General features: G+C 66.6%; 18 protein-coding genes. 3 read left to right on the top strand and 15 right to left on the bottom strand.

Going from position 1 to position 20,099, the window contains the following annotated elements; all coding sequences use genetic code 11:
• The first annotated feature begins 146 nt into the window (after positions 1–146).
• Entirely contained in the window at positions 147–1,976 is a 1,830-nt protein-coding gene (locus OSH10_RS19040) for a monovalent cation:proton antiporter-2 (CPA2) family protein (protein ID WP_266333609.1), read from the top strand.
• A 144-nt stretch (positions 1,977–2,120) separates the two neighbouring features.
• On the opposite strand, the gene OSH10_RS19035 is transcribed toward OSH10_RS19040, so the two are convergent.
• The 4 genes from OSH10_RS19035 to OSH10_RS19020 all read right to left on the bottom strand — a co-directional run bounded on the left by OSH10_RS19035 (position 2,121) and on the right by OSH10_RS19020 (position 7,114).
• The gene (locus OSH10_RS19035; RefSeq protein ID WP_266333607.1) at positions 2,121–3,428 is read right to left on the bottom strand and encodes a M16 family metallopeptidase; all 1,308 of its coding nucleotides are present in this window, start codon (positions 3,426–3,428) and stop codon (positions 2,121–2,123) included.
• 19 nt (positions 3,429–3,447) lie between these two features.
• Positions 3,448–4,800: a M16 family metallopeptidase gene (locus tag OSH10_RS19030; protein ID WP_266333605.1), complete on the bottom strand. Its 1,353-nt coding sequence runs from the start codon at positions 4,798–4,800 to the stop codon at positions 3,448–3,450.
• Positions 4,801–4,959: 159 nt separating this feature from the next.
• Entirely contained in the window at positions 4,960–5,517 is a 558-nt protein-coding gene (gene rsmD, locus OSH10_RS19025) for a 16S rRNA (guanine(966)-N(2))-methyltransferase RsmD (RefSeq protein WP_266333603.1), read from the bottom strand.
• Positions 5,498–7,114, bottom strand: coding sequence for a pseudouridine synthase (locus OSH10_RS19020; protein ID WP_266333601.1), 1,617 nt, complete (start codon positions 7,112–7,114; stop codon positions 5,498–5,500). Before OSH10_RS19020 ends, rsmD begins: the two co-directional genes overlap by 20 nt.
• Before the next feature lie 116 nt (positions 7,115–7,230).
• Between OSH10_RS19020 and OSH10_RS19015 the strand changes: the two genes are divergently transcribed.
• Positions 7,231–7,683 (top strand): nucleoside deaminase, encoded by a 453-nt coding sequence (locus OSH10_RS19015; RefSeq protein WP_266333599.1) that lies wholly within the window; start codon positions 7,231–7,233, stop codon positions 7,681–7,683.
• 222 nt (positions 7,684–7,905) lie between these two features.
• Positions 7,906–8,811, top strand: coding sequence for a hypothetical protein (locus tag OSH10_RS19010; RefSeq protein ID WP_266333597.1), 906 nt, complete (start codon positions 7,906–7,908; stop codon positions 8,809–8,811).
• 63 nt (positions 8,812–8,874) lie between these two features.
• On the opposite strand, the gene OSH10_RS19005 is transcribed toward OSH10_RS19010, so the two are convergent.
• From OSH10_RS19005 to OSH10_RS18955, 11 genes are all read right to left on the bottom strand, one after another.
• On the bottom strand, positions 8,875–9,135 hold the full coding sequence (locus tag OSH10_RS19005; RefSeq protein ID WP_266333595.1) for a BrnA antitoxin family protein: 261 nt from the start codon (positions 9,133–9,135) through the stop codon (positions 8,875–8,877).
• On the bottom strand, positions 9,119–9,421 hold the full coding sequence (locus tag OSH10_RS19000; RefSeq protein WP_266333593.1) for a BrnT family toxin: 303 nt from the start codon (positions 9,419–9,421) through the stop codon (positions 9,119–9,121). The genes OSH10_RS19005 and OSH10_RS19000 overlap by 17 nt, the downstream gene beginning before the upstream one ends.
• 86 nt (positions 9,422–9,507) lie before the next feature.
• Positions 9,508–11,148 carry a chaperonin GroEL gene (gene groL / locus OSH10_RS18995; RefSeq protein ID WP_266333591.1) on the bottom strand — a complete coding sequence of 547 codons (1,641 nt, stop codon included), beginning with the start codon at positions 11,146–11,148 and terminating at the stop codon, positions 9,508–9,510.
• 66 nt (positions 11,149–11,214) lie between these two features.
• Positions 11,215–11,523: a co-chaperone GroES gene (gene groES, locus OSH10_RS18990; protein ID WP_266333589.1), complete on the bottom strand. Its 309-nt coding sequence runs from the start codon at positions 11,521–11,523 to the stop codon at positions 11,215–11,217.
• A gap of 187 nt (positions 11,524–11,710) precedes the next feature.
• A complete protein-coding gene (locus OSH10_RS18985) occupies positions 11,711–12,352 on the bottom strand; it encodes a lysophospholipid acyltransferase family protein (protein WP_266333587.1) in 642 nt (213 codons plus the stop codon).
• Between the two features lie 9 nt (positions 12,353–12,361).
• Positions 12,362–13,339 (bottom strand): phosphatidate cytidylyltransferase, encoded by a 978-nt coding sequence (locus OSH10_RS18980; protein WP_266333585.1) that lies wholly within the window; start codon positions 13,337–13,339, stop codon positions 12,362–12,364.
• Positions 13,339–13,953: a CDP-alcohol phosphatidyltransferase family protein gene (locus OSH10_RS18975; RefSeq protein ID WP_266333583.1), complete on the bottom strand. Its 615-nt coding sequence runs from the start codon at positions 13,951–13,953 to the stop codon at positions 13,339–13,341. The genes OSH10_RS18980 and OSH10_RS18975 overlap by 1 nt, the downstream gene beginning before the upstream one ends.
• Positions 13,954–14,065: 112 nt before the next feature.
• On the bottom strand, positions 14,066–14,650 hold the full coding sequence (locus tag OSH10_RS18970) for a hypothetical protein (RefSeq protein WP_266333581.1): 585 nt from the start codon (positions 14,648–14,650) through the stop codon (positions 14,066–14,068).
• A gap of 123 nt (positions 14,651–14,773) precedes the next feature.
• A complete protein-coding gene (locus OSH10_RS18965; RefSeq protein ID WP_266333579.1) occupies positions 14,774–16,204 on the bottom strand; it encodes a sigma-54-dependent transcriptional regulator in 1,431 nt (476 codons plus the stop codon).
• Between the two features lie 116 nt (positions 16,205–16,320).
• Positions 16,321–18,090 (bottom strand): hypothetical protein, encoded by a 1,770-nt coding sequence (locus tag OSH10_RS18960; RefSeq protein ID WP_266333577.1) that lies wholly within the window; start codon positions 18,088–18,090, stop codon positions 16,321–16,323.
• 10 nt (positions 18,091–18,100) lie between these two features.
• Positions 18,101–19,876 carry a hypothetical protein gene (locus tag OSH10_RS18955; protein ID WP_266333575.1) on the bottom strand — a complete coding sequence of 592 codons (1,776 nt, stop codon included), beginning with the start codon at positions 19,874–19,876 and terminating at the stop codon, positions 18,101–18,103.
• Positions 19,877–20,099 lie beyond the last annotated feature (223 nt).

The raw sequence follows: 20,099 nt of genomic DNA, 5'->3' as shown, positions 1-20,099 counted from the left end.
GCCCCGTCGCCATGGTTTCCAGAGGCGCGCGCCCGTCCGCGGCCTTCGGCGCCACACCTGCCCAATCCGTCTGCATGCCCGTCTCGCGCCTTGCGCGGATCGAACTCCCGTTCCATCGTGAAAGTCCCCCAAAGCCGAGGCCCCTCATGTCGGTCGATACCCAAGGCACCGATCTCGTCCAGCTGGTGGCGCTGCTCGGCGCGGCCGTGATCGCGGTCCCCATTTCCAAGCGGCTCGGCCTCGGCACGGTGCTCGGCTATCTCGCCGCCGGCCTGGTGATCGGCCCCTACGGGCTGAAGCTGTTCACCGACCCGCAGTCGATCCTGCATGTCGCCGAGCTCGGCGTGGTGCTGTTCCTGTTCATCATCGGGCTGGAGATGCGGCCATCGCGGCTGTGGAGCCTGCGCGGCGAGATCTTTGGGCTCGGCCTGGCGCAGGTGGTCGCGTGCAGCGCGCTGCTCACGGGCCTCGGCATCGTCGCCGGCTTCCCGCCCGCCGTGGCCTTCATCGCCGGCATGGGCTTCGTGCTCTCCTCCACCGCCATCGTCATGCAGATCCTGGAAGAGCGCGGCGACACGGCGACGCCGCCCGGGCAGCGCGTCATCTCGATCCTGCTGCTGGAGGACCTTGCCATCGTGCCGATGCTGGCGATCGTCGCCCTGCTCGGCACGCATGGATCGGACGGCGAGGCGCAGTCGCGCTGGATCTCGATCCTGATCGCCCTCGCCTCGCTGGCCGCCCTGATCGCGGCCGGGCGCTGGCTGCTCAATCCGATGTTCCGCATCCTGGCCAATGTCCAGGCGCGCGAGGTGATGACGGCGGCGGCGCTGCTGGTCGTGCTCGGCGCGGCGCTGGCCATGCAGATCGGCGGCCTGTCGATGGCGATGGGCGCCTTCCTCGCCGGCGTGCTGCTGTCGGAATCGAGCTTCCGCCACCAGCTTGAGGCGGATATCGAGCCCTTCCGCGGCATCCTGCTCGGCCTGTTCTTCCTCAGCGTCGGCATGTCGCTCGATCTCGGCGTCATCGCCCGGCACTGGCAGATGATCGCGATCGGCGTCGTCGCCTACATGGCGCTGAAGGCGGCCGGCATCTACGTCGTGGCGCGCGTGCTCAAGGCCGACCACGCCGAGGCGATGGCGCGCGCCGCCATGCTCGCCCAGGGCGGCGAGTTCGCCTTCGTGCTCTATGCCGCGGCAACCGCCGGCGGGGTATTCACCGGCGAGGTCAACGCCATGCTGACCGCCACCGTCATCATCTCGATGGCGCTGACGCCGATGGCGGTGCTGTCGCTGAAGTGGCTGCTGCCCCCGGCGACGCCCGAGCAGATCGAGGAGGATTTCGACGGCGCCGGCGGACGGGTGCTGATGATCGGCTTCGGCCGCTTCGGCCAGATCTCGGCGCAGTTCCTGCTGGCGGAAGGCGTCGACGTTACGGCGATCGACTCGGACGCCGAGATGATCCGCGCCGCTTCGCGCTTCGGCTTCAAGGTCTATTTCGGCGACGGCACCCGGCTCGACGTGCTGCACGCCGCCGGCATCGAGCGGGCGCAGATCGTGGCGATCTGCACCGACAAGCCGGAGGTGACGGACAAGATCGTCGAACTCATCCAGTCGGAATTCCCGTTCGTGCAGCTCTATGTCCGCGCCTATGACCGCGGCCATACGCTGCGGCTGCTCAAGAAGGGCGTGACCTACCAGATGCGCGAGACGCTGGAATCGGCCTTCACCTTCGGCGCCTCGGCGCTGGAAGGCCTGGGCGTCGCGCCCGAGCGGATCGAATCGATCTCGGAAAGCCTGCGCAGCCGCGACGCGGCGCGCCTCGCGGCGCAGCAGGCCGGCGGCCTTCTGTCGGCCGGGCGCGACCTGTTCGTCACCAAGGCGTTCAAGCCGGAACCCGAGCCGCTGACGGTGCCGAAGCGCGAGGCGAAGGCGCTCAACAAGGAGGCCGAGACGGCCACGGCCGAGCCCGTCGACTGAGCGGGCTTCCGGAAAAACAGAAAGGGCCGGGAATGCTTCCCGGCCCTTTTTATGTCTGTCGCAAGTGGGGCTTCACCTGTCCCCGAGGGATGCCTTCCCGGGAAGGCCTTCCAAGTGAACCGCGAAGAACCTTCCCTCCAGCGCTCAGCTCTTTTCCTGCGGACCGACGCGAACGATCAGGCTGGTGCCGTTGGAGAAGTATTTCTGCGAGGCCTGCTTGACCTCGTCGAGCGTCACCGCGTCCACCATGTCGTTGCGCTTGTTGATGTAGTCGATGCCGAGATCGTCGAGCTGGATGCCGAGCAACTGGCGGGCGATCTTGGACGAGGAATCGAAGCGCAGCGCGTAGGAGCCGGTCAGGAAGCTCTTCGCCTTGGCGAGTTCCTCGTCGGTCGGGCCGTCCTTGGCCATCCGGGCCATCTCGCTCTTGATCAGCTCCACCGTTTCATCCGCACGATCGGCGCGGGTGGCGGTGTTGCCGGAGATGGCGGCGGAGTGACGGAACGGCAGCATCATGGTCCCGACCGAATAGGCCAGGCCACGGCGCTCGCGCACCTCTTCATAAAGACGGGACGAGAAGGTGCCGCCGCCCAATATGTGGTTGGCGACGAAGGCGGCCATGAAATCCGGCGCGTCGCGGCGCGGGCCCGGGCCGCCAAAGGTGATCACCGTCTGCGGGTTCGGCATATCGACTTCCGCCGTGCCGCCCTTGGGGACCGTGTCGGGAATGTCGGTCAGCTTGCCCTTGGCGGGCAGCGGCCCGAAAACCTGGTCGAGCATGGCGCCGACGCTCTTGGCGTCAATGGCGCCCACGACCGCGACCTTCAGATTGTCACGGGCAAAGATCCGCTCGCGATAGTTCTTCAGATCCTCGGCCGATATGGCGGCGATGCTCTCGACCGTCCCTTCCGGAGGCTGGGCGTAGGGATGGCCAGGATAGGCCGTGGCACGGATCGTGGCGCTGGCGACCGAATCCGGGTCCTTCTTGGCCTCGTTGATGCTCACCTGGATCTGGGCGCGAATGCGCTCGATCGGCTCGGCGTCGAAACGCGGCTTCTGCAGCGACAGGGCCAGCATGGAGAAGGCCTCGTCCTTGTTCTCCGCCAGCGTCTTCAGCGTGCCGAAAAAGTCATCGCGGCCGGCGTCGAAGGAGAGCCCGATCGACAGGTCGCTGAGCTTGGCCTGGAACGCCTTGCTGTCCAGGTCGCCGGCGCCCTCGTCGAGCAGGCCGGAGAGCATGTTGGCGAGGCCGGGCCGGTCGGCCGGATCCTGCGAGGTGCCGCCGGAAAAGGCGAAGTTCACCGCGACGATCGGCACCGCATAATCTTCCACCAGCCATGCCTCGATGCCGCCGGGGCTGATCACACGCTGGATCTCGATTGCCTGGCTCGCGGGCGCCAGCATCACCAGGCCGACGAAAGCGAGGCCGAGCCGTGCCAGTAGGTTTGCCATCATATGTTTCCTCTGACGATCAGCTGCGGCCATCGGCCGGCGCTGGCAAAAGGGTGCCCGTGACCGAGCGGCGCTTGTCGAGATATTTCGCGGCGACCTGCGAGACGTCGGAAAGCGTCACCGCATCGATGCGACGGGCCCAATCCTGCACGTCGGAGAGAGACTGCCCTGCCACCATGGCGGAGCCGAAGATCCGGGCGAGCGAGGACTGGCTGTCCTGGCTGTAGATCGTCGAGGCACGCGTGCGCTTCTTGGCCAAGGCCAGTTCCTCGGCCGTGATGCCATGCTCGCGCACGTCGGCCAGCACCGCATCGACCGCGGTGCTCAGCTTGTCGAGCGGGACGTCGCCGCGCGGCGTCGCATAGAAGCCGAGCCGGCCATAATCGAGGCCATCGCCGGAGTAATAGGCGCCGGCTCCCGAAGCGATCGCCTGCTCGACCACCAGGCTGCGATAGAGCCGGCTGGTGGCGCCGCTGCCGATCACGTCGGCCAGGATATCCAGCGCCTCGGCTTCGCCCGGCTTTCCCGAAACATAGGACGGCGCGAGGTAGATCTGGTTCCACGACGGCTGGCTCACCCGCTGGTCGCGCAGCACGAGCGAACGTTCGGTCAGGGGCTGGGGCTCCAGCGGCCGCTTGCGGGCAGCCGGCTCCGAACGACGCGGCAGCTTGCCATAGGTATCCTCGGCGAGCTTCTTCACTTCGTCGGCCGTAACGTCTCCGGCAACCACCAGGATCGCGTTGTTCGGCGTGTAGTAGCGCTCATACTGAGCGACGGCGTCCTCGCGCGTCAGCCCGGCCATCTCGTGCTCCCAGCCGATGATCGGGATGCCATAGGGATGGTTCTGGAACAGTGCCGCGTTCATCGCCTCGCTGAGCTGGGCGGCCGGATTGTTGTCCGTGCGCATGCGCCGCTCTTCCAGGATAACGTCGCGCTCGGGCAGCACGACCGCGTCGGTCAGCTGCAGGCCCTCCATGCGATCGGCCTCGAAGCCCATCACCATGCCGAGCTGCTCCTTGGCGACCGTCTGGAAATAGGCGGTCGAGTCGGCCGTGGTGAAGGCATTCTCGACGCCGCCGACCTCGGAGACCTTGGCCGAGAATTCGCCGGCCGGATGGTTCTTGGTTCCCTTGAACATCAGATGCTCGAGGAAGTGGGCGATGCCGGATTTGCCCGCCGGATCGTCCGCCGCGCCGATCTTGTACCAGACCATATGGGTGACGATCGGGGCGCGATGATCGGGGATCACCACGACCTCCATGCCATTCGCAAGCTTGAACGTGCTGGCGTCCGGCGCGATGCGCGGAAGCTGGCTCGTCTCGGCTTGCGCCGGCGTCGCGGTCTTCTCTGCCGCGTAGGCGGGGACTGCCATGCCGATCGTTACGGCAATGAACAGGGCGGCTGGTCCGCGCTTTAGCGCAGCCAGATTCGACTGGAGAATAGAGGCCATTGACCCTCGATTTGCTCGGCGTGCCACTTGAGGGTCAAGCTATGCGGCAGCTGTGGCTAGATTGCGACTTTAATGTCGCAATCAAACATTAAATTTCAGAAAGATAAGCTGACTGTCCCCAGCCTGGCGCGTCTCGATCCGTTCAAGGCCCGGAATATCGGCGATCTGGGCCTTGGCTTCTTCCTCGATCACGACGAGCGCGCCGGGGGCCAGCCAGCCGCCTTCGACAGCGGATTGCAGCGCCGCCTCGCCAAGGCCACGGCCATAGGGCGGGTCGGCGAAGACAAGCTGGAAGGGATCGACGGTGCCAGCCGGTCCGAGTTTGGTCGCGTCGCGGCGCAGCAGCTTGGTCCGGCCCGTCAGGCCGAACGCCTCGATATTGTCGCGGATCAGGCCGCGCGCCTCGACGCCTTCCTCAACGAAGATAGCGTAGCGCGCGCCGCGCGAGATCGCCTCGAGCCCGAGCGCGCCGGTGCCGGCGAAGAGATCGAGCACGCGGGCATCGACCACGACGTCGTCATAGGCGTGCGCGAGCACGTTGAAGAGACTTTCGCGCAGTCTGTCGGCCGTCGGCCTTATCGTCTGCGTACGCGGGGCCGCGAGCGAGCGGCCCCGAAACTCACCGGCGACGATCCGCACGACCCGTACCACCCGACCTGCTGCCTGAACCACCCGAACCCGAAGGCTTGCCACCGCCGCCGCCGGAAGGCTTGCCGCCCCGGCCGCCGCGCGGCCTGTCGCCGTCCGGATTGCGGCCCGTCACCGGGCGCTTGTCGAACGAGCGTCCCGGCTTGCCGCCGGCCTTCGCGCCGCCGCCCGTCTTGGGCGCGCCGCCGGAACTGGGACGGCCACCGCTCTTGACCACGCCGCCGCGCGGACCGCGCGCGGGCCGGTCGCCATCGGGATTGCGGCCGGTGACCGGCCGCGCATTGCGGAGGCTGCCCTCGAAACGGCGGCCATCCTGGAACTCGCGCTTGTCGCCGCCCTCGGCGGCAGGCTCGCCACGGCCCCTGCCCCGGGCCGCACCGCGATGCGACGTCCGCTGCGGAGCCTCGCCCTCGGCACCGCGTTCACCACGGCCACGCCGGCCCTCGCCACGCGGCGCACGGCTTTCGGCGGGACGCTCGTCCCGGCCACGGCGCGCTTCGCCGCGCGGGGCACGACCCTCCGCCGGGCGCTCGTCACGACCACGGCGGCCTTCGCCACGCGGGGCGCGGCCTTCGGCCGGGCGCTCGTCGCGGTTTCGGCGCGCTTCGGAGACGGGACGACCGCCACGACGCTCGCCGGTCTCGGCTTCCTCAACGCGGCGCGGATCGACGCGAACCGGGCGTTCGCTGGTCGGCTTGACCTGGGCGAGCGGCTTGATCGGGCCACGGCGGATGGTCCGGCCGCCGGACTTGCGATTGCTGCGGCGGGCGGCTTCCTCTTCCTCGCGCAGGGGCGCGTCGAAATCGGCGCCGGATTCCTGCGCCAGCTTTTCGCCAAGCTGGTCACGCAGGACGCGGCCCTTGATCTCGACGGCTTCGCCCTCCGGCAGGTCGCCGAGCTGGAACGGGCCGTAGGAGATGCGGATCAGGCGGTTCACGTCGAGACCGATGCTCGAAAGCACCTTCTTCACTTCGCGGTTCTTGCCTTCGCGCAGACCGATCGTCGCCCAGATGTTGGAACCCTGGATGCGGTCGAGAATGCCTTCGATGGCGCCATACATCACGCCGTCGATCGACACGCCGTCCTTCAGCTTGTCGAGATCGGGCTGCAGGATATCGCCCCAGGCGCGGACGCGGTAACGCCGCATCCAGCCGGTCGAGGGCAGCTCCAGCACACGGGCCAGGCCGCCATCATTGGTAAGAAGCAGCAGCCCCTCGGTGTTGATGTCGAGGCGGCCGATGGCGATGACGCGCGGCAGATGTTCCGGCAGCGCGTCGAACACGGTCGGGCGGCCCTCCGGATCATGCGCTGTCGTCACCAGGCCCTTCGGCTTGTGGTAGAGCCACAGCCGCGTGCGTTCCTTGGTGGGCAGCGGCTCGTCATCGACCGTGACGCGGTCGTGCGGGCCGACATTCACGGCCGGGCTGGTCAGGACGCGGCCATTGATGGCGACGCGTCCCTCTTCGATCAGTCTCTCAGCGTCCCGGCGCGAGCAGAGTCCGGCGCGCGCCAATACCTTGGCGATGCGGTCGTGCTCGGCGTCGTCTTGCGCGGGGCTGTCCTTCGTGCGTTTCTGCGGCGGCTTCATCTATCCATCCTTGAAACGGTTCCTTAGAGCATTTTGCGGCCGGGTGGATACGGCTTCGTGCAAACAAAATGCGACAGGACGAAAATGGGTGGTCAATTCGAGCCATGCGAGCGGAAATGAGGGGCGGCGCACCCTCCTTCATGAGCCTGGCGCTGGCCGAGGCGCGCAAGGCGGCGGCGCGCGGCGAGGTGCCGATCGGCGCGGTGATCGTGCGCGACGGCGTGGTGCTGGCCGCCGACGGCAACCGCACGCTCGAACTCAACGACCCGACCGCCCATGCCGAAACGCTGGCGATCCGCGCCGCCTGCGGGGCGCTGCAATCGCAGCGGCTGCCGGATTGCGATCTCTATGTGACGCTGGAGCCCTGCCCGATGTGCGCGGCGGCGATCTCCTTCGCCCGCATCCGCCGGCTTTATTATGCCGCGCCCGACCCCAAGGGCGGCGCGGTCGAGAGCGGCGTGCGCTTCTACAGCCAGCCGACCTGCCACCACGCGCCGGACGTCTATGGCGGCATCGCCGAGAGCGAATCGGCCGGGATGCTGCGGGATTTCTTCCGCGAGCGGCGCTAGGACGCCGGCCGGCCCGCATCAGGCGTGGCGGATCGGGGTGCCGGGACGCCTGCTCTGGTCTCCAGGAAAACAAGGAAAAGAAAGGCGGGAGTCTCCGGCCTCCGCCATCGCGTCGGTTCCGAGCGGGGACGGCATGCGGAGGTCAGAAGCAGCTGACGTTACGGATAGCGACGTTCCCTGTTTCCTGACAGTATGGGTGGCATAGGGGGGCGAGCCGTCTAGATGCGGAGGGAAACCGTGCTCGCCAAGGAACTCAGCGTCCGCCTGACCAGCTGGATGCCCAACAACTATTCCGAAGCCAGGAACCATGATCACGAACTGGAGTGGTATCTCTGGTTCGAGGGTCGGGAAGCCTTCCGGCTGTTCGACAAGGGTCCCAGCGACCTCATACCTGCCCATGGCTATTTCGGCGACCAGATCCAGCCGATGATCTACCCGCGCGTCGTCAACAACCGCTTCAAGGTGCGGCTGGTGGCGATCGAGCGCGACGGGCCGCAATGGCTGGACCCCGACGACCGCGCCAAGGACGATCTATGGATCGACCTCGACCAGGTCGGCCCCTATTCGACCTGGACCATCGTCGCAAGGGGCTCCGATACCGACCTCAACGTCCAGGTCTCGTTCGACATCGTCTCGCTCGACTATGTCAACGCGCCGGAAATCCCCGCCCCCGAAGACCCCGGCATCGAGGACACGTCGAACTTCCCGTTCCCCTGGGGCGATGAGATCAAGGTCTTCGAGCATGATCTGGGGCTGGGAAGGCAGGCGCGGCTCGATCTGGCCGACAGCCGGCGTGTGTCGCGGCGTAATCTCTGGACGATCGTCCCCGGCAATCCGGGCAGGCTCAAGCAGTCCACCCAGGACCTCTATCGCTTCGGCGTCGCCGATATCGGCATCGCCAACGACACAATGAGCAGCCTGTATCTGCCGAAGCCGGCCGAGGGGCGCTATTCGATCACGGTCTACGACCATGATTTTGGGGACCCGCGCTTTGCCCAGGGCGCCAAGCGCACGCTCAGTTCGCCGGGGCTCTACAAACTGTCCGATTTCGGACTCGGCGACCGGGTCTCCTCGGTCGAGGTGGCCCACACCTACCCGAAGACCAATCCGCCCAGGCCGCCAAACTGAGGCTGGGACGGCGAAACAAGAAAGGCGTGGCTTCGGCCGCGCCCCGCCGATCCCTGGAGGCGCTCAGCCCACTTTTTCAGCCAGCCACGTCTTGATCAGCGATTGATAGGGCACGTCGCGTTTGTTCGCTTCGGCCTTGATGCGGTCAAGAATGCTGACCGGCAATCGCAGCGAAATCGATGTCGTCGTCGGCTTCAGATTCGGCAGGACGACGCGTGCCGCCTGGGCCCAGTCGACAAAGTCCGCCGTGTCATGGCTCTCCCAAAAGGCACGCTCTTCCGCCTCGTCCTTGAAGGCCGGAATGGGCTCAAGCTTCCTGTTCATAGCGGCGCCTTTCCCTTTCGCTCATGTCGCGGGCAGAAATGACCCGGATCAGCGTCCCACCTCCCCGCAGTGTGAAGGTGATCTGCAACCTGCGACCCGAATGGGTGACACCCAGCGCATGGAGCCGCACCTCGTCTTGGCTGTGCGCGGGATCGCCAACGACCAGAAGCGGCTGGTTGAAGAACACTTCCTCGGCCTCGGAGCCAGAAACGCCGTGCTTGGCAGCGCTTTTCGTGTCGTTGCCGCTATCCCAATCGAAGCCGACGATCCCGGAGAAGTCGATCATCGGCGTATATTATCATCATAGGCCCCGAAACGAAAAAGGGCGCGGCTTGCGCCGCGCCCTTCCGTATTTCCGAGAGGTAGGACTTCTTAGAAGTCCATGCCGCCCATGCCGCCGCCCGGAGGCATGGCGGGCATGCCCGCGTCCTTCTTGGGCTTGTCGGCGATCAGCGCCTCGGTCGTGACGATCAGCGAGGACACGGAAGCCGCATCCTGCAGAGCGGTACGGACGACCTTGGTCGGATCGATGATGCCGGCAGCGACGAGATCGACATAGGTCTCGCTCTGGGCGTCGAAGCCGAACGAGTCACCCTTGCCTTCGAGAACCTTCGACACGACGATCGAACCCTCGACGCCGGAGTTCTCGGCGATCTGACGGATCGGAGCCTCCAGCGCGCGGAGCACGATCTTGATGCCGGCCATGATGTCCGGATTCTCGGACTTCAGCTTCTCGACGGACTTCTTGGCGCGCAGCAGAGCCGTGCCGCCGCCCGGGACGATGCCTTCTTCGACAGCGGCGCGGGTTGCGTTCAGCGCGTCGTCGACGCGGTCCTTGCGCTCCTTGACCTCGACTTCCGTCGCGCCGCCGACGCGGATGACCGCGACGCCGCCTGCGAGCTTGGCGAGACGCTCCTGGAGCTTCTCCTTGTCGTAGTCCGACGTCGTCTCTTCGATCTGAGCCTTGATCTGGTTGACCCGAGCTTCGATCTCCTTCTTCTTGCCGTTGCCGTCAACGATGGTCGTGTTCTCCTTGGAGATCGTGACCTTCTTGGCGCGGCCGAGCTGAGCGAGCGTGACGTTCTCGAGCTTGATGCCGAGATCTTCCGAGATCACCTGGCCAGCCGTCAGGACAGCGATGTCCTCGAGCATGGCCTTGCGGCGATCGCCGAAGCCCGGAGCCTTGACGGCTGCGACCTTGAGGCCGCCACGGAGCTTGTTGACGACGAGCGTGGCCAGTGCCTCGCCTTCGACGTCTTCCGAGATGATCAGGAGCGGCTTGCCCGACTGGACGACAGCTTCCAGGACCGGAAGGATCGCCTGCAGGTTGCCGAGCTTCTTCTCGTGCAGAAGGATGTAGGGGTCGTCGAGCTCAGCCACCATCTTCTCAGCGTTGGTGACGAAGTACGGCGACAGGTAGCCGCGGTCGAACTGCATGCCTTCGACGACTTCGAGCTCGGTCTCGGCGGTCTTGGCTTCCTCGACGGTGATGACACCCTCGTTGCCGACCTTCTGCATCGCCGAAGCGATCATCTGGCCGATTTCCTTCTCGCCATTGGCGGAGATGGTGCCGACCTGAGCGACTTCCTCGGACGTCTTGATCTTCTTCGAGCGGGCGACGAGATCCTTGACGGCTTCGGTCACGGCCATGTCAATGCCGCGCTTCAGATCCATCGGGTTCATGCCGGCGGCGACGAACTTGGCGCCTTCCTTGACGATCGCCTGAGCGAGAACCGTCGCGGTGGTGGTGCCGTCGCCGGCCTTGTCGTTGGTCTTGGAAGCGACTTCACGAACCAGCTGCGCGCCGAGATTCTCGAAACGGTCCTCGAGCTCGATCTCCTTGGCGACGGAAACGCCGTCCTTGGTGATGCGGGGAGCGCCGAAAGACTTCTCGATGACGACGTTACGACCCTTGGGGCCGAGCGTGACCTTGACGGCGTTGGCAAGGATATCGACGCCGCGCAGCATCTTTTCACGCGCGTCGGCGGAGAACTTTACTTCTTTAGCAGCCATTGAATGAGCTCCTTGGAGGTTGTGGCAGACAAACGTAATTCGCGTCCGGGGCGAACCCCGCGCGGCTTACTTGCCCTTGCCGGCCTTGCCTTCGATAACGCCGAGGATGTCCGACTCCTTCATGATCAGGAGCTCTTCACCGTCGATCTTGACTTCGGTGCCCGACCACTTGCCGAACAGGATGCGGTCGCCAGCCTTGACGTCGAGAGCGACCAGCTTGCCAGCCTCGTCACGAGCGCCGGGGCCAACAGCGACGACTTCGCCTTCCTGCGGCTTTTCCTTGACGGTGTCGGGGATGATGATGCCGCCGGCAGTCTTCTCTTCCGACGCTACGCGGCGGACGACGACGCGGTCGTGCAGAGGACGGAATGCCATGTTTGTTCTCTCCTCGCGTGCAGGGCGATCCGGACCGGACCACCCGCTAATGTGGGGCGCTGGCACTCACCGATGGGGAGTGCTAGCAGGCAGCCCTGAACTAGGAGGCCCGGGGAGGATTGTCAAGGAGACGGCCTTCAGGCCTGGCTCACTTTTTTGGCGATGGCCGATCGGGGTATGTCCCCGCTCAGGCCCATTCGGAACTGGGCGTCTCCCGGCCGAGCGAATCGACCGCCGCCTCGAGCCGCTGGACGAAGCCCTCCCCGGCGCCCGTCATCGGTTCGCCGATCACCACATCGCAGAAGAATGGGACAGGAAGATGAACCCCCTTCGGCAACACCTTGCCGAAGCCGCGCAGGAACGCCGGCAGCACCGGAACGTTGGGGCGCCGGCGGGCGATATGGGCGACGCCGCGCTTGAAGGCCTGGCGCATTTCCGGCTCGCCGCGCGAGCCCTCGGGGAAGAAGATCAGGATGTCGCCGGCATCGAGCGCCGCCAGCGCATCGGCCAGCGGATCCGCCCCGCCCCGGCCGCTGCTGCGCTCGATCGGCAGGATGCCGATCAGGTCGACGGCGAACCATTTGAGCAGCCGGTTCTTCAGAAAGTAATCCGCCGCCGCCACGGCCCGCACCCGACGCAGCTTCCGGAGCGGAAAAAGCGACATCAGCGCCAGCGTGTCGAGATGGCTGTTGTGATTGGCGGCGATGATCACCGGGCCATCCTTGGGCAGCCGCTCGCGGTGGCGCACCGAAAGACCGATCGCCACCAGTAGGAACGGCCGCACCAGAAGCGCGAAAAACAGCAAACGCAGAATGTCGCGGGCGGTCATCGGGGATGCTCAAAAATAGAAGTAGCGGACGGCGTGGAAGAAGATCGGCGCGGTGAAGACCAGGCTGTCGATGCGATCGAGAATGCCGCCATGGCCCGGCAGCATGGTGCCGGTGTCCTTGATGCCGAGGTCGCGCTTCAGCGCCGACATGACGATATCGCCGAAGAAGCCGGCGGTCGCCAGCAGCGCGCCGATAACCGCCGCCTGCCAGGCGCCGATCGGCGTCAGGATCGGCGCCAGCGCGGCGGAGAGCAGGATCGTCGCCACGAGGCCTCCGAGAAAGCCGCCGATCGTCTTGTTGGGCGAGACCCGCGGCGTGATCTTGCGCCGGCCGATCAGCTTGCCGGAGACGAACTGGGCGACGTCGTTGAACTCGGTCGCGATCAGCAGGAAGACCAGCAGCCCCGCCCCCATGCCGAGCGGCGCATCGGGCGGCGGCACGGCGAGCAGATAGGCGGCATGGCTGACGGCGAAGACCGAGGTCATCAGCCCCCAATGCAGCGTGCCCGCCGCCTTCAGGAAGCCCTGCGTCTCGCCGCGCAACACCATGGCGGCCGGCAGGATCAGGAACATGTAGACGGGGATGAAGATGACGAACATGCCGTACCAGCCGATCCCGACCCAGTAGTACTGGACCGGCACGGCGAGATAGGCGACCAGCAGCACGACGCGGTCGGCCTTCCGGGTCGGGATGATCGTCAGATATTCCTTCAGCGCCAGATAGCTGACGAAGGCCAGCAGCACGATCATCGCCGTGCGGCCCAGCGCCAGCGCGACGACGAGCAGCGTGACCATCGCCCACCAGCTGCCGATTCGGGCCTTCAGCTCCCGCCGCTTCTCATTGGCCTTTTCGTCCTCCTTGGGCGGAGCGGCGCGCAGCCACACCAGCAGGGTCGCTCCGAGCAGGCCGAGAACGACCAGCGCCAGCGTGACGACGATCTGCGCCGGCAGGCCGAACAGAACGAACTGGAAAGCGATATCCGACATCAGGTTTCTGCCCGCAGCGCGTGGCGGGCGCGGTTGAAGCAGGTCCAGAGGGCGAGGAAGGCGAGGAGCAGCATGATGCCGTCCAGCCACCAGCCGGCCGGAACGCCGAGCGCGATCAGGAAGGCTGCCAGACCCACCACGGCGGCGCGGTCCGATTTGCCCATCGGGCCGTCATAGCGGCGGCCGGCGCCGAGCGCCTGGACCAGCACGCCGACGAATTCGGTCAGGATCGCCGCGATGACGAAGAGGACGATCGGAAAGGCGTGCGCGCCATAGGGCGCCAGCGCCGGCACCAGCGCCAGATAGAGCGCCGCATCCGACACGACGTCGCCGACCTCGTTCAGGATGGCGCCGAGCTGGCTCTTCTGGTCGTGTTCGCGGGCGATCATGCCGTCTATGGCGTTGAGCGCCATCCGCACGAGCAGGAGCAGCGGCAGGAGCAGCAGGCTGGCACGGTCGCCGGCCAGCCACCACAGCGCGATCGCCGTGCCGAGGCTGGCCAGCATGGCGGCGACCGTCACCTGGTTGGCCGTGACGCCCTGGGCGACAAGCCCACGCGTCAGCGGGCGCAGCAGCGCCTGAAAGCGCGGCTTCAGGTCATAGACAGAGGTCATTCAGCGCGTCGCAAGCAGGAGAAGTCGGAAGACAGCCGTCCAGCGTTCCGCCACCCTGCGCCCGATCGGGCCGGCTGGGCTATGATAGCTGTCACAGCTCTGGACCGAAGGCTCAGCCGGTGATCGAGAACGGCAGCTCGACGGGCGCCGTGCGTCCGGTCGCGGCGTCGGTGACGGTCAGAACCAGCACGTAGTCGCCAGCCTTCAGGGCCGGCAGCTGGACGCCGACGGTGATCTGGAACTCGCGATTGCGGTTGCGGCTGATCTTCTCGAACAGCGCCGGGGCCGACGACTTGGTCAGGATCTGGCCGCTGGCGTTGCGGATCTCGATTTCGGACGACAGGGCGATCTTGTAGCCCCCGGCAACCTCGGTCCAGCCGAAACCCTGCGGCTCCACATAGATCTGGATCGGGCTGGACGGGCCGAAACGGTTGCCGTCATGCGGGACGTAGTCGCCAAAGCCCTTGGCTTCGTCGACGAAGCGGGCGTTCTTCAGCGTGAGCGGCGCATTCTTCCAGAACGCATCGACGGCGCCATCCAGCGCGGCCTGGGCCTCGGCGGGCTTGCCGGCCTGGAGCAGGGTTTCCGCTTCTCCGGCCTTGTCGGCGACTTCACCGGCGCCTGCGACGCCCGACACAGCGAAAAGCAAAGCGCCCGCCACTGCAATCCCGGAAACCCGGGATGCCCAGTCCTTCATATCTTTCCCCTCGTCTCAGGCGCGCCAAGCGCCCGTACAGCCCCATTTCGCGCGAACATGCCGTTCCGCCGCGTCCTGCGCAAGGGCCTCCACAAAGGAGGATTAATTCAGCGCCGCAACGGCTTATGCGGTCCGCCGCTCCAGCCAGGCCTGGCGCTTGCGATAAATCGTCGACGGACTGATCTCCAGAGCCGCCGCCGCGCGGGCGATGTTGCCGCCATGCGCCTCGACCGCACACTCGATGATCGAACGCTCCTGCTCCCAGAACGGCGCCACAACCCCAGGCGTGGCGCGGGTTTCTACGCCGGCAAACGCGCCAGACGGCGCCGCTGTGCCCCGGCGGATCGTCGGTGGCAGCATGGCGAGCGTGACCTCGCCGCCCTGGTGCAGCACCACCATGCGGCGGATCGCGTTCTGCAGTTCGCGGACATTGCCCGGCCAGGGATGGCGCATCAGCATCGCCGCCGCCTCGGGATCGAAGCCTCGGAATCCGCGCGATTCCTCGGCCGCATAGCGGGAGAGAAAGGCCGAGGCGAGCGGCAGGATGTCCTCGGGCCGTTCCCGCAGGGCGGGAAGCTGGATCGGCAGGACATGCAGACGATAGAAGAGATCCTCGCGGAAGCGGCCGGCGGCGATTTCGACGAAGGGATCGCGATGGGTGGCGCAGACGATGCGGACATCGACCCGCCGCGTCGCGACGTCGCCGACACGCTGGACGGTGCCGCTCTGGATGAAGCGCAGCAACTTCGCCTGCAGGCCGAGATCCATCTCGCCGATCTCGTCGAGGAACAGCGTGCCGCCATCGGCGAGCTCGGCCGCGCCAAGCCGCGTCTCGGTCGCGCCGGTGAAGGCACCCCGGACATGGCCGAAGATCTCGCTCTCCATCAGATCCTTCGGGATCGCGCTGCAGTTGATGGCGATGAAGGGCCCGTCGCCCCGCCCCGACCGGGTGTGGATCGCCTCGGCGCAGAGCTCCTTGCCGGTGCCGCTTTCGCCCGTGACGAAGACCGGCGCGCGCGAGGGCGCGATCCGGCTGATCTGGTCGTAGACGGTCATCATCGCGGCCGAACGGCCGATGAAGCCTTCGAAGTCCTCGCGCGCCAGGCCGGCCGCAACCGGCTTCGGCGGCACGGGTCCCGGCGCCCGGGTCTCGAGCGGCTTCGTCGTCGACCATTGCGCGATCGCCGCGTCGAGCCGGTCGAGCAGCGCCGCCGCGCCAAACGGCTTGGGCAGGAAATCGATCGCGCCGGCGCGCATGGCGGCGACGGCGGCATGGACCGAGCCGCGCGCGCTCATCGCGATGACGGAGGAATCATTGGCCGCGAAACTGCCGAGTTGGTCGACCCCGCCGACGGTTTCGAGGTCGGCCACGACGATCGAGTGCGGATGGCTGACGAGGCGTTCGATCGCCTCGGCCTTGGTCGCGAAGGCGACCGTCGAAAAGCGCAGCCCTGCCTCAGACGCCAGATGCGCGGAGACGGTGCGCCGCTGCACCGGATCGGCATCGACGATCAGAACCTGAACGAGCTCTTGCGAGCCGCCAACGAAACCCATGCCTGGAAGACCCCTCTTCCGCCGCGAAACATTTTCCGCGACGAACCATCCTTCTCAGAACAGGGTAAACAAAACGTTCCGAAACAGTCGCCAATCGCGTGAAACGACAGGCGATTTCAGCTTTGCAGTCCCGCCCGTCGGGCAGCGGTCACCAGCTTGTCGACCAGTTCCGGGTTCGGCACGACGCGGGCCAGCACCATAGCCGGGTCGGCCGCCATGGCGGGGTAGCGGGCGCGCATGCGGGCCGCCGCGGCCTCGCGGGCGGCGCCATTGCTGGCGGCGATGATTTCCAGCAGCGCCGCGAGCGGATGGTCGGGCAGGTCGACGCGCCCCATCAGCGTGCGCAGCGCTTCGGTCTTGCCGCCCTGGAAGGCCGCCAGCGCCAGGTAAAGGTCGTACCAGGGCGGGTAAGCGGTGTTGTTGCTGGCCGCTTCCTCGATCAGCCGCTGGCCGAGCTGGTAGCGACCGGCGACGATCAGCACCTGTCCCTGCGACGCACGGATATCGGTGTCGAGCGGGTTGAGCAGCATGGCGCGGTTGCCAGCCTCGATGGCGCGCTGGAGCTGGCCATTGGAATAGTAGGTGTACTGCAGCGACTGCATCGCCCGCGCACTGGTCGGCGCCAGTTGCACTGCCAGGGCGGAGGCCTTCACCGCGCGGTCAATCGAGGCCCGGTGCAGCGCGGGATCCGCCGCGACCTCGTCTTCGGAAAGATAAAGCATGGCGAGTTGCGCGTAGGAGAGCGCATAGGCCGGAAAGCGGCGCGTCAGCTCTTCCAGGCAGGCCCTGACCTCGTCATGCGCCTTCGGGGTATAGCTCTGCCAATAGTTGAACGACCGGATCACGCAGGGAAAGCCATCATCGGGAAGGTCGCTGCGCGCCAGACGATCGGACAGGACGACGCCATAGGGCTGGGCGAGAGCCGTGGCGATCGAACCCGACAATTCGTTGATCGTCCGGGATGGAAGGATCGGGTTGCGTGGCAGCGTCGCCTGCGACGACCAGATCACGCGGCCCGTGGCGCGGCTCGTCAGCATCGTCGAAACCGAAATGCCGGTTTCGCCGGACGACAGTCTGCCGCTCACCTTGTAGTCCGCGTCGCCATCCGGACGGGTGACGACCGTGACCTCGTCGAAACGGGCCATCGCGGTCGCCAGCATCGTCGAGAACTGGCTGCCGGAAACCCCGACCGACATCTCGTCCGTCACGGCGAAGGGCGCCACGAAGATGCGCGGCGCCTCGGGCTTGGTGGCCGGGAGCCGCGCGATGGCGGAGGGCCGGCTTGCCGAAGCCGTCTCGCCGATGCTGGCCTGGGCCCGGGCCAGTTCCGCAGGCAGCCGCGGACTGCTCGACAGGCCGAAGGCAACCAGCACCGCGAGAACGCCCAGCGCGGCGACAAGGCGAAGGTGCCGGGGCTTCCCCGCGGCCGCCGGCGTCGCATGCGGGGTCGCGGGCGCTTCGTCCTCTCCCTCCGTCGCGGCCGCGACGTCCGAAAGGTCGGCCTGCGGGGCCTGGACATCGATCCGTTCAAAACGCGGCACGTAGCTGCCGCGCGGCACGGCGATCCGGATCGCGGCGCCGATGCCCTCGGCCTGATAATAGGCATCGAGCGCCTTGCGGAGCCGGCCAGCCTCGACCCGAACGATGGGATCCGAGGCCGGATCAAACGTTTCCGGCCGGCCGAGCGCCTCGGTGGCGATCGAATAGGCCTTGATGCGGTCGGATTCTCCCGCCAGCGCCTTCCCGACGACGTAGCTGAGGAAGGCGTTCAACTGCCGCGAAGCGACGAACGGCGCGCAGACCTGGATTTCGGCAAGAGCCGCCCTGACTTCGTCCGGGTCTATATCGGGCTCGTTCGGCCCGGCACGGGGATCCTGCTCGGTCATGATGCCACCATCAGGTGCCGACGCCGGCTTTGTGCAATGCGTCCTGGAGGCGCCGCGTGAAGGGTGAAGGTGGAAACTGTCGGCTTAGCGCGGTAGGCATGTCGGTCGCAAAAAGAGGCATCAATTCATAGAGAACCTGCACGGCGGCATCCCGTGCCGGGATCTGGCCGGCCTCATCATAGGCCAAAATGCGCGCGATCGCACCGTAGGGCAGCAGCGACACATCCGCCATCACCGCGCCGGACATCGGCTCGGCGCGCGTCGGCTTGCCGAGCCGCGCGAGGAACTCCAGAGAATCGTAGAACGAGATATGCGCAGGGTCGAGCAGCCGCGCGGCCGCGGATTGCTGGAGCGCCTGGTCGGGATAGTCGGAGGCGATGAGGGCGAGCACATATTGCAAACGCGAGAGCGGATCGTGCGGATTCGAGGAAATGGCGCGCAGGCCGACGGTACGCGCCGCTTCCAGGTCGCCCTTGGCGAAGGCGACCGTCGCCACCGCCGTCATGGCGCGCACATTGGCCGGTTCGAGTTGCAGCGCCTGACGCGCCAGTTCGTCGGCCTCCTTCAGGGCGGCCTGCGCCGCCGACTGGTCGGGATTGAGGCGGAAATTCTCCATCAGCAGCAGTGCGCGCGACGCCCGCGCATTGGCGAAACTCGGATAGCGCTGGATCAGCGCCCGGAGACAGGCATCAAAACGCCTCCAGGCCTCGCCGTCGATCCGGTGCTTCTGCAACTGGGCCTCGACCAGGCAATCATAGCCGTCCATGTCGCCGGCCAGCCTGCCATCGCTGCGCGCCACATATTGGGCGATGGCGCCGAATTGCGGCGCGATCGCCGTCGTCGCAACCGCCAGGAGGCGGTCGATCCCCGCGCGCGACATCAGCTCGGATATCGGCATGTCGACCGATGCGCTCCACAGCACCTCGGCGGCCGGCGTCGAAAGCAGGCGCATCGCAACCGTGCTGCTCCTGTCCGACACGGAAATCTCGCCTTCCAGACGAAAATCCGCCGGCTGGCTGCGGTCGGAGAGCACGCGCAGTTCCGGGAACCGGGCGAGCGCCACCGTGAGCCCGGAGGCCAGTTCCTCGCTGCGTTCCGCGATCTCGCCCCCGGCCGGCGCGGCAAACGGCATGACTTCGATGCTCGGCAGATAGGGGCTGCTAGCCGGCTGGGCAACGCCCGAACCGGATGCCATCTCGGTGGCTGCCGAAGCAGCGCTATTGCCGGCCGGCATCTCCGCCGTGCGCTGAATCAAGAAGAGGAAGATACCGAAAAGCGCGATGGCAATCGACGCCAGAATGACGCCGATTGCCATCGCGTTCGGCCACCGACCGCCCGAAGCGGGCGTGGGCGTGGATGTTTGCGGAACCGGAGGGGGTTGCGGCATCGCCGCCGCATCCGGCAGGGATGGCGGCAACGGCACCAAGCGCTCGAAGCGCGGCACATAGGAGCCGCGCTCCACGACGATCCGCACCGGGTCTTCGGCGCCGCTGCGCTCATAGTAGGACGCCAGCGTCCGGCGCAGCCGGTTGGCCTCGACGCGCACGATCGGATCGCGCTGCGAATCGTAGCCTTCCGGCCGGCCCAGCACCACGGTGCCGATGGTCTGGCCCTTCAGCGTGTGCTCGTTGCCGGCCAGGCGGGCTTCTACGATATAGGTCAGAAAGGCGCAGAGCTGGGGCGAGGCGACGAACTCGGCACTCCCCAGAATCTTCTCCAGAACAGCGCGGGCCTGGTCCGCGTCAACCTCATCGAGGTTGAATGCAGACCCTGAGTCGGGCGGCATGTAATTCACGACCCTTCCCTATCTCCTGCACAAGTTGACGTCGCCTCTGTCCCATCGACAGGACAATACCGCCCGGCCGCCCGAAGCCGGTCATCTTGCGCCGCTCGGGGCGCTCAAGCACAACATTGTCCCCCCGGAACAATCCAGGGGCGAAAGAAAGCAGTTAACTGCCCCGGCATATCCAAAAGCTCACCCGATTGGGTAACATGGACTTGGCACGAGC

It is taken from the genome of Kaistia defluvii, from assembly GCF_026343955.1.
GTDB classification, from domain to species: Bacteria; Pseudomonadota; Alphaproteobacteria; order Rhizobiales; family Kaistiaceae; genus Kaistia; species Kaistia defluvii.
The sequence above is the reverse complement of the archived record's forward strand: the minus strand, read 5'-3'. Positions and strand labels throughout refer to the sequence as shown.

What these genes read in the sequence shown, in the direction of transcription:
- OSH10_RS19040 (WP_266333609.1), top strand. Translation starts at nt 147, where the DNA reads ATGTCGGTCGATACCCAAGGCACCGATCTCGTCCAGCTGGTGGCGCTG.
- OSH10_RS19035 (WP_266333607.1), bottom strand. Translation starts at nt 3,428, where the DNA reads ATGGCAAACCTACTGGCACGGCTCGGCCTCGCTTTCGTCGGCCTGGTG.
- OSH10_RS19030 (WP_266333605.1), bottom strand. Translation starts at nt 4,800, where the DNA reads ATGGCAGTCCCCGCCTACGCGGCAGAGAAGACCGCGACGCCGGCGCAA.
- OSH10_RS19020 (WP_266333601.1), bottom strand. Translation starts at nt 7,114, where the DNA reads ATGAAGCCGCCGCAGAAACGCACGAAGGACAGCCCCGCGCAAGACGAC.
- OSH10_RS19015 (WP_266333599.1), top strand. Translation starts at nt 7,231, where the DNA reads ATGAGGGGCGGCGCACCCTCCTTCATGAGCCTGGCGCTGGCCGAGGCG.
- OSH10_RS19010 (WP_266333597.1), top strand. Translation starts at nt 7,906, where the DNA reads ATGCGGAGGGAAACCGTGCTCGCCAAGGAACTCAGCGTCCGCCTGACC.
- OSH10_RS19005 (WP_266333595.1), bottom strand. Translation starts at nt 9,135, where the DNA reads ATGAACAGGAAGCTTGAGCCCATTCCGGCCTTCAAGGACGAGGCGGAA.
- OSH10_RS19000 (WP_266333593.1), bottom strand. Translation starts at nt 9,421, where the DNA reads ATGATCGACTTCTCCGGGATCGTCGGCTTCGATTGGGATAGCGGCAAC.
- groL (WP_266333591.1), bottom strand. Translation starts at nt 11,148, where the DNA reads ATGGCTGCTAAAGAAGTAAAGTTCTCCGCCGACGCGCGTGAAAAGATG.
- groES (WP_266333589.1), bottom strand. Translation starts at nt 11,523, where the DNA reads ATGGCATTCCGTCCTCTGCACGACCGCGTCGTCGTCCGCCGCGTAGCG.
- OSH10_RS18985 (WP_266333587.1), bottom strand. Translation starts at nt 12,352, where the DNA reads ATGACCGCCCGCGACATTCTGCGTTTGCTGTTTTTCGCGCTTCTGGTG.
- OSH10_RS18980 (WP_266333585.1), bottom strand. Translation starts at nt 13,339, where the DNA reads ATGTCGGATATCGCTTTCCAGTTCGTTCTGTTCGGCCTGCCGGCGCAG.
- OSH10_RS18975 (WP_266333583.1), bottom strand. Translation starts at nt 13,953, where the DNA reads ATGACCTCTGTCTATGACCTGAAGCCGCGCTTTCAGGCGCTGCTGCGC.
- OSH10_RS18970 (WP_266333581.1), bottom strand. Translation starts at nt 14,650, where the DNA reads ATGAAGGACTGGGCATCCCGGGTTTCCGGGATTGCAGTGGCGGGCGCT.
- OSH10_RS18965 (WP_266333579.1), bottom strand. Translation starts at nt 16,204, where the DNA reads ATGGGTTTCGTTGGCGGCTCGCAAGAGCTCGTTCAGGTTCTGATCGTC.
- OSH10_RS18960 (WP_266333577.1), bottom strand. Translation starts at nt 18,090, where the DNA reads ATGACCGAGCAGGATCCCCGTGCCGGGCCGAACGAGCCCGATATAGAC.
- OSH10_RS18955 (WP_266333575.1), bottom strand. Translation starts at nt 19,876, where the DNA reads ATGCCGCCCGACTCAGGGTCTGCATTCAACCTCGATGAGGTTGACGCG.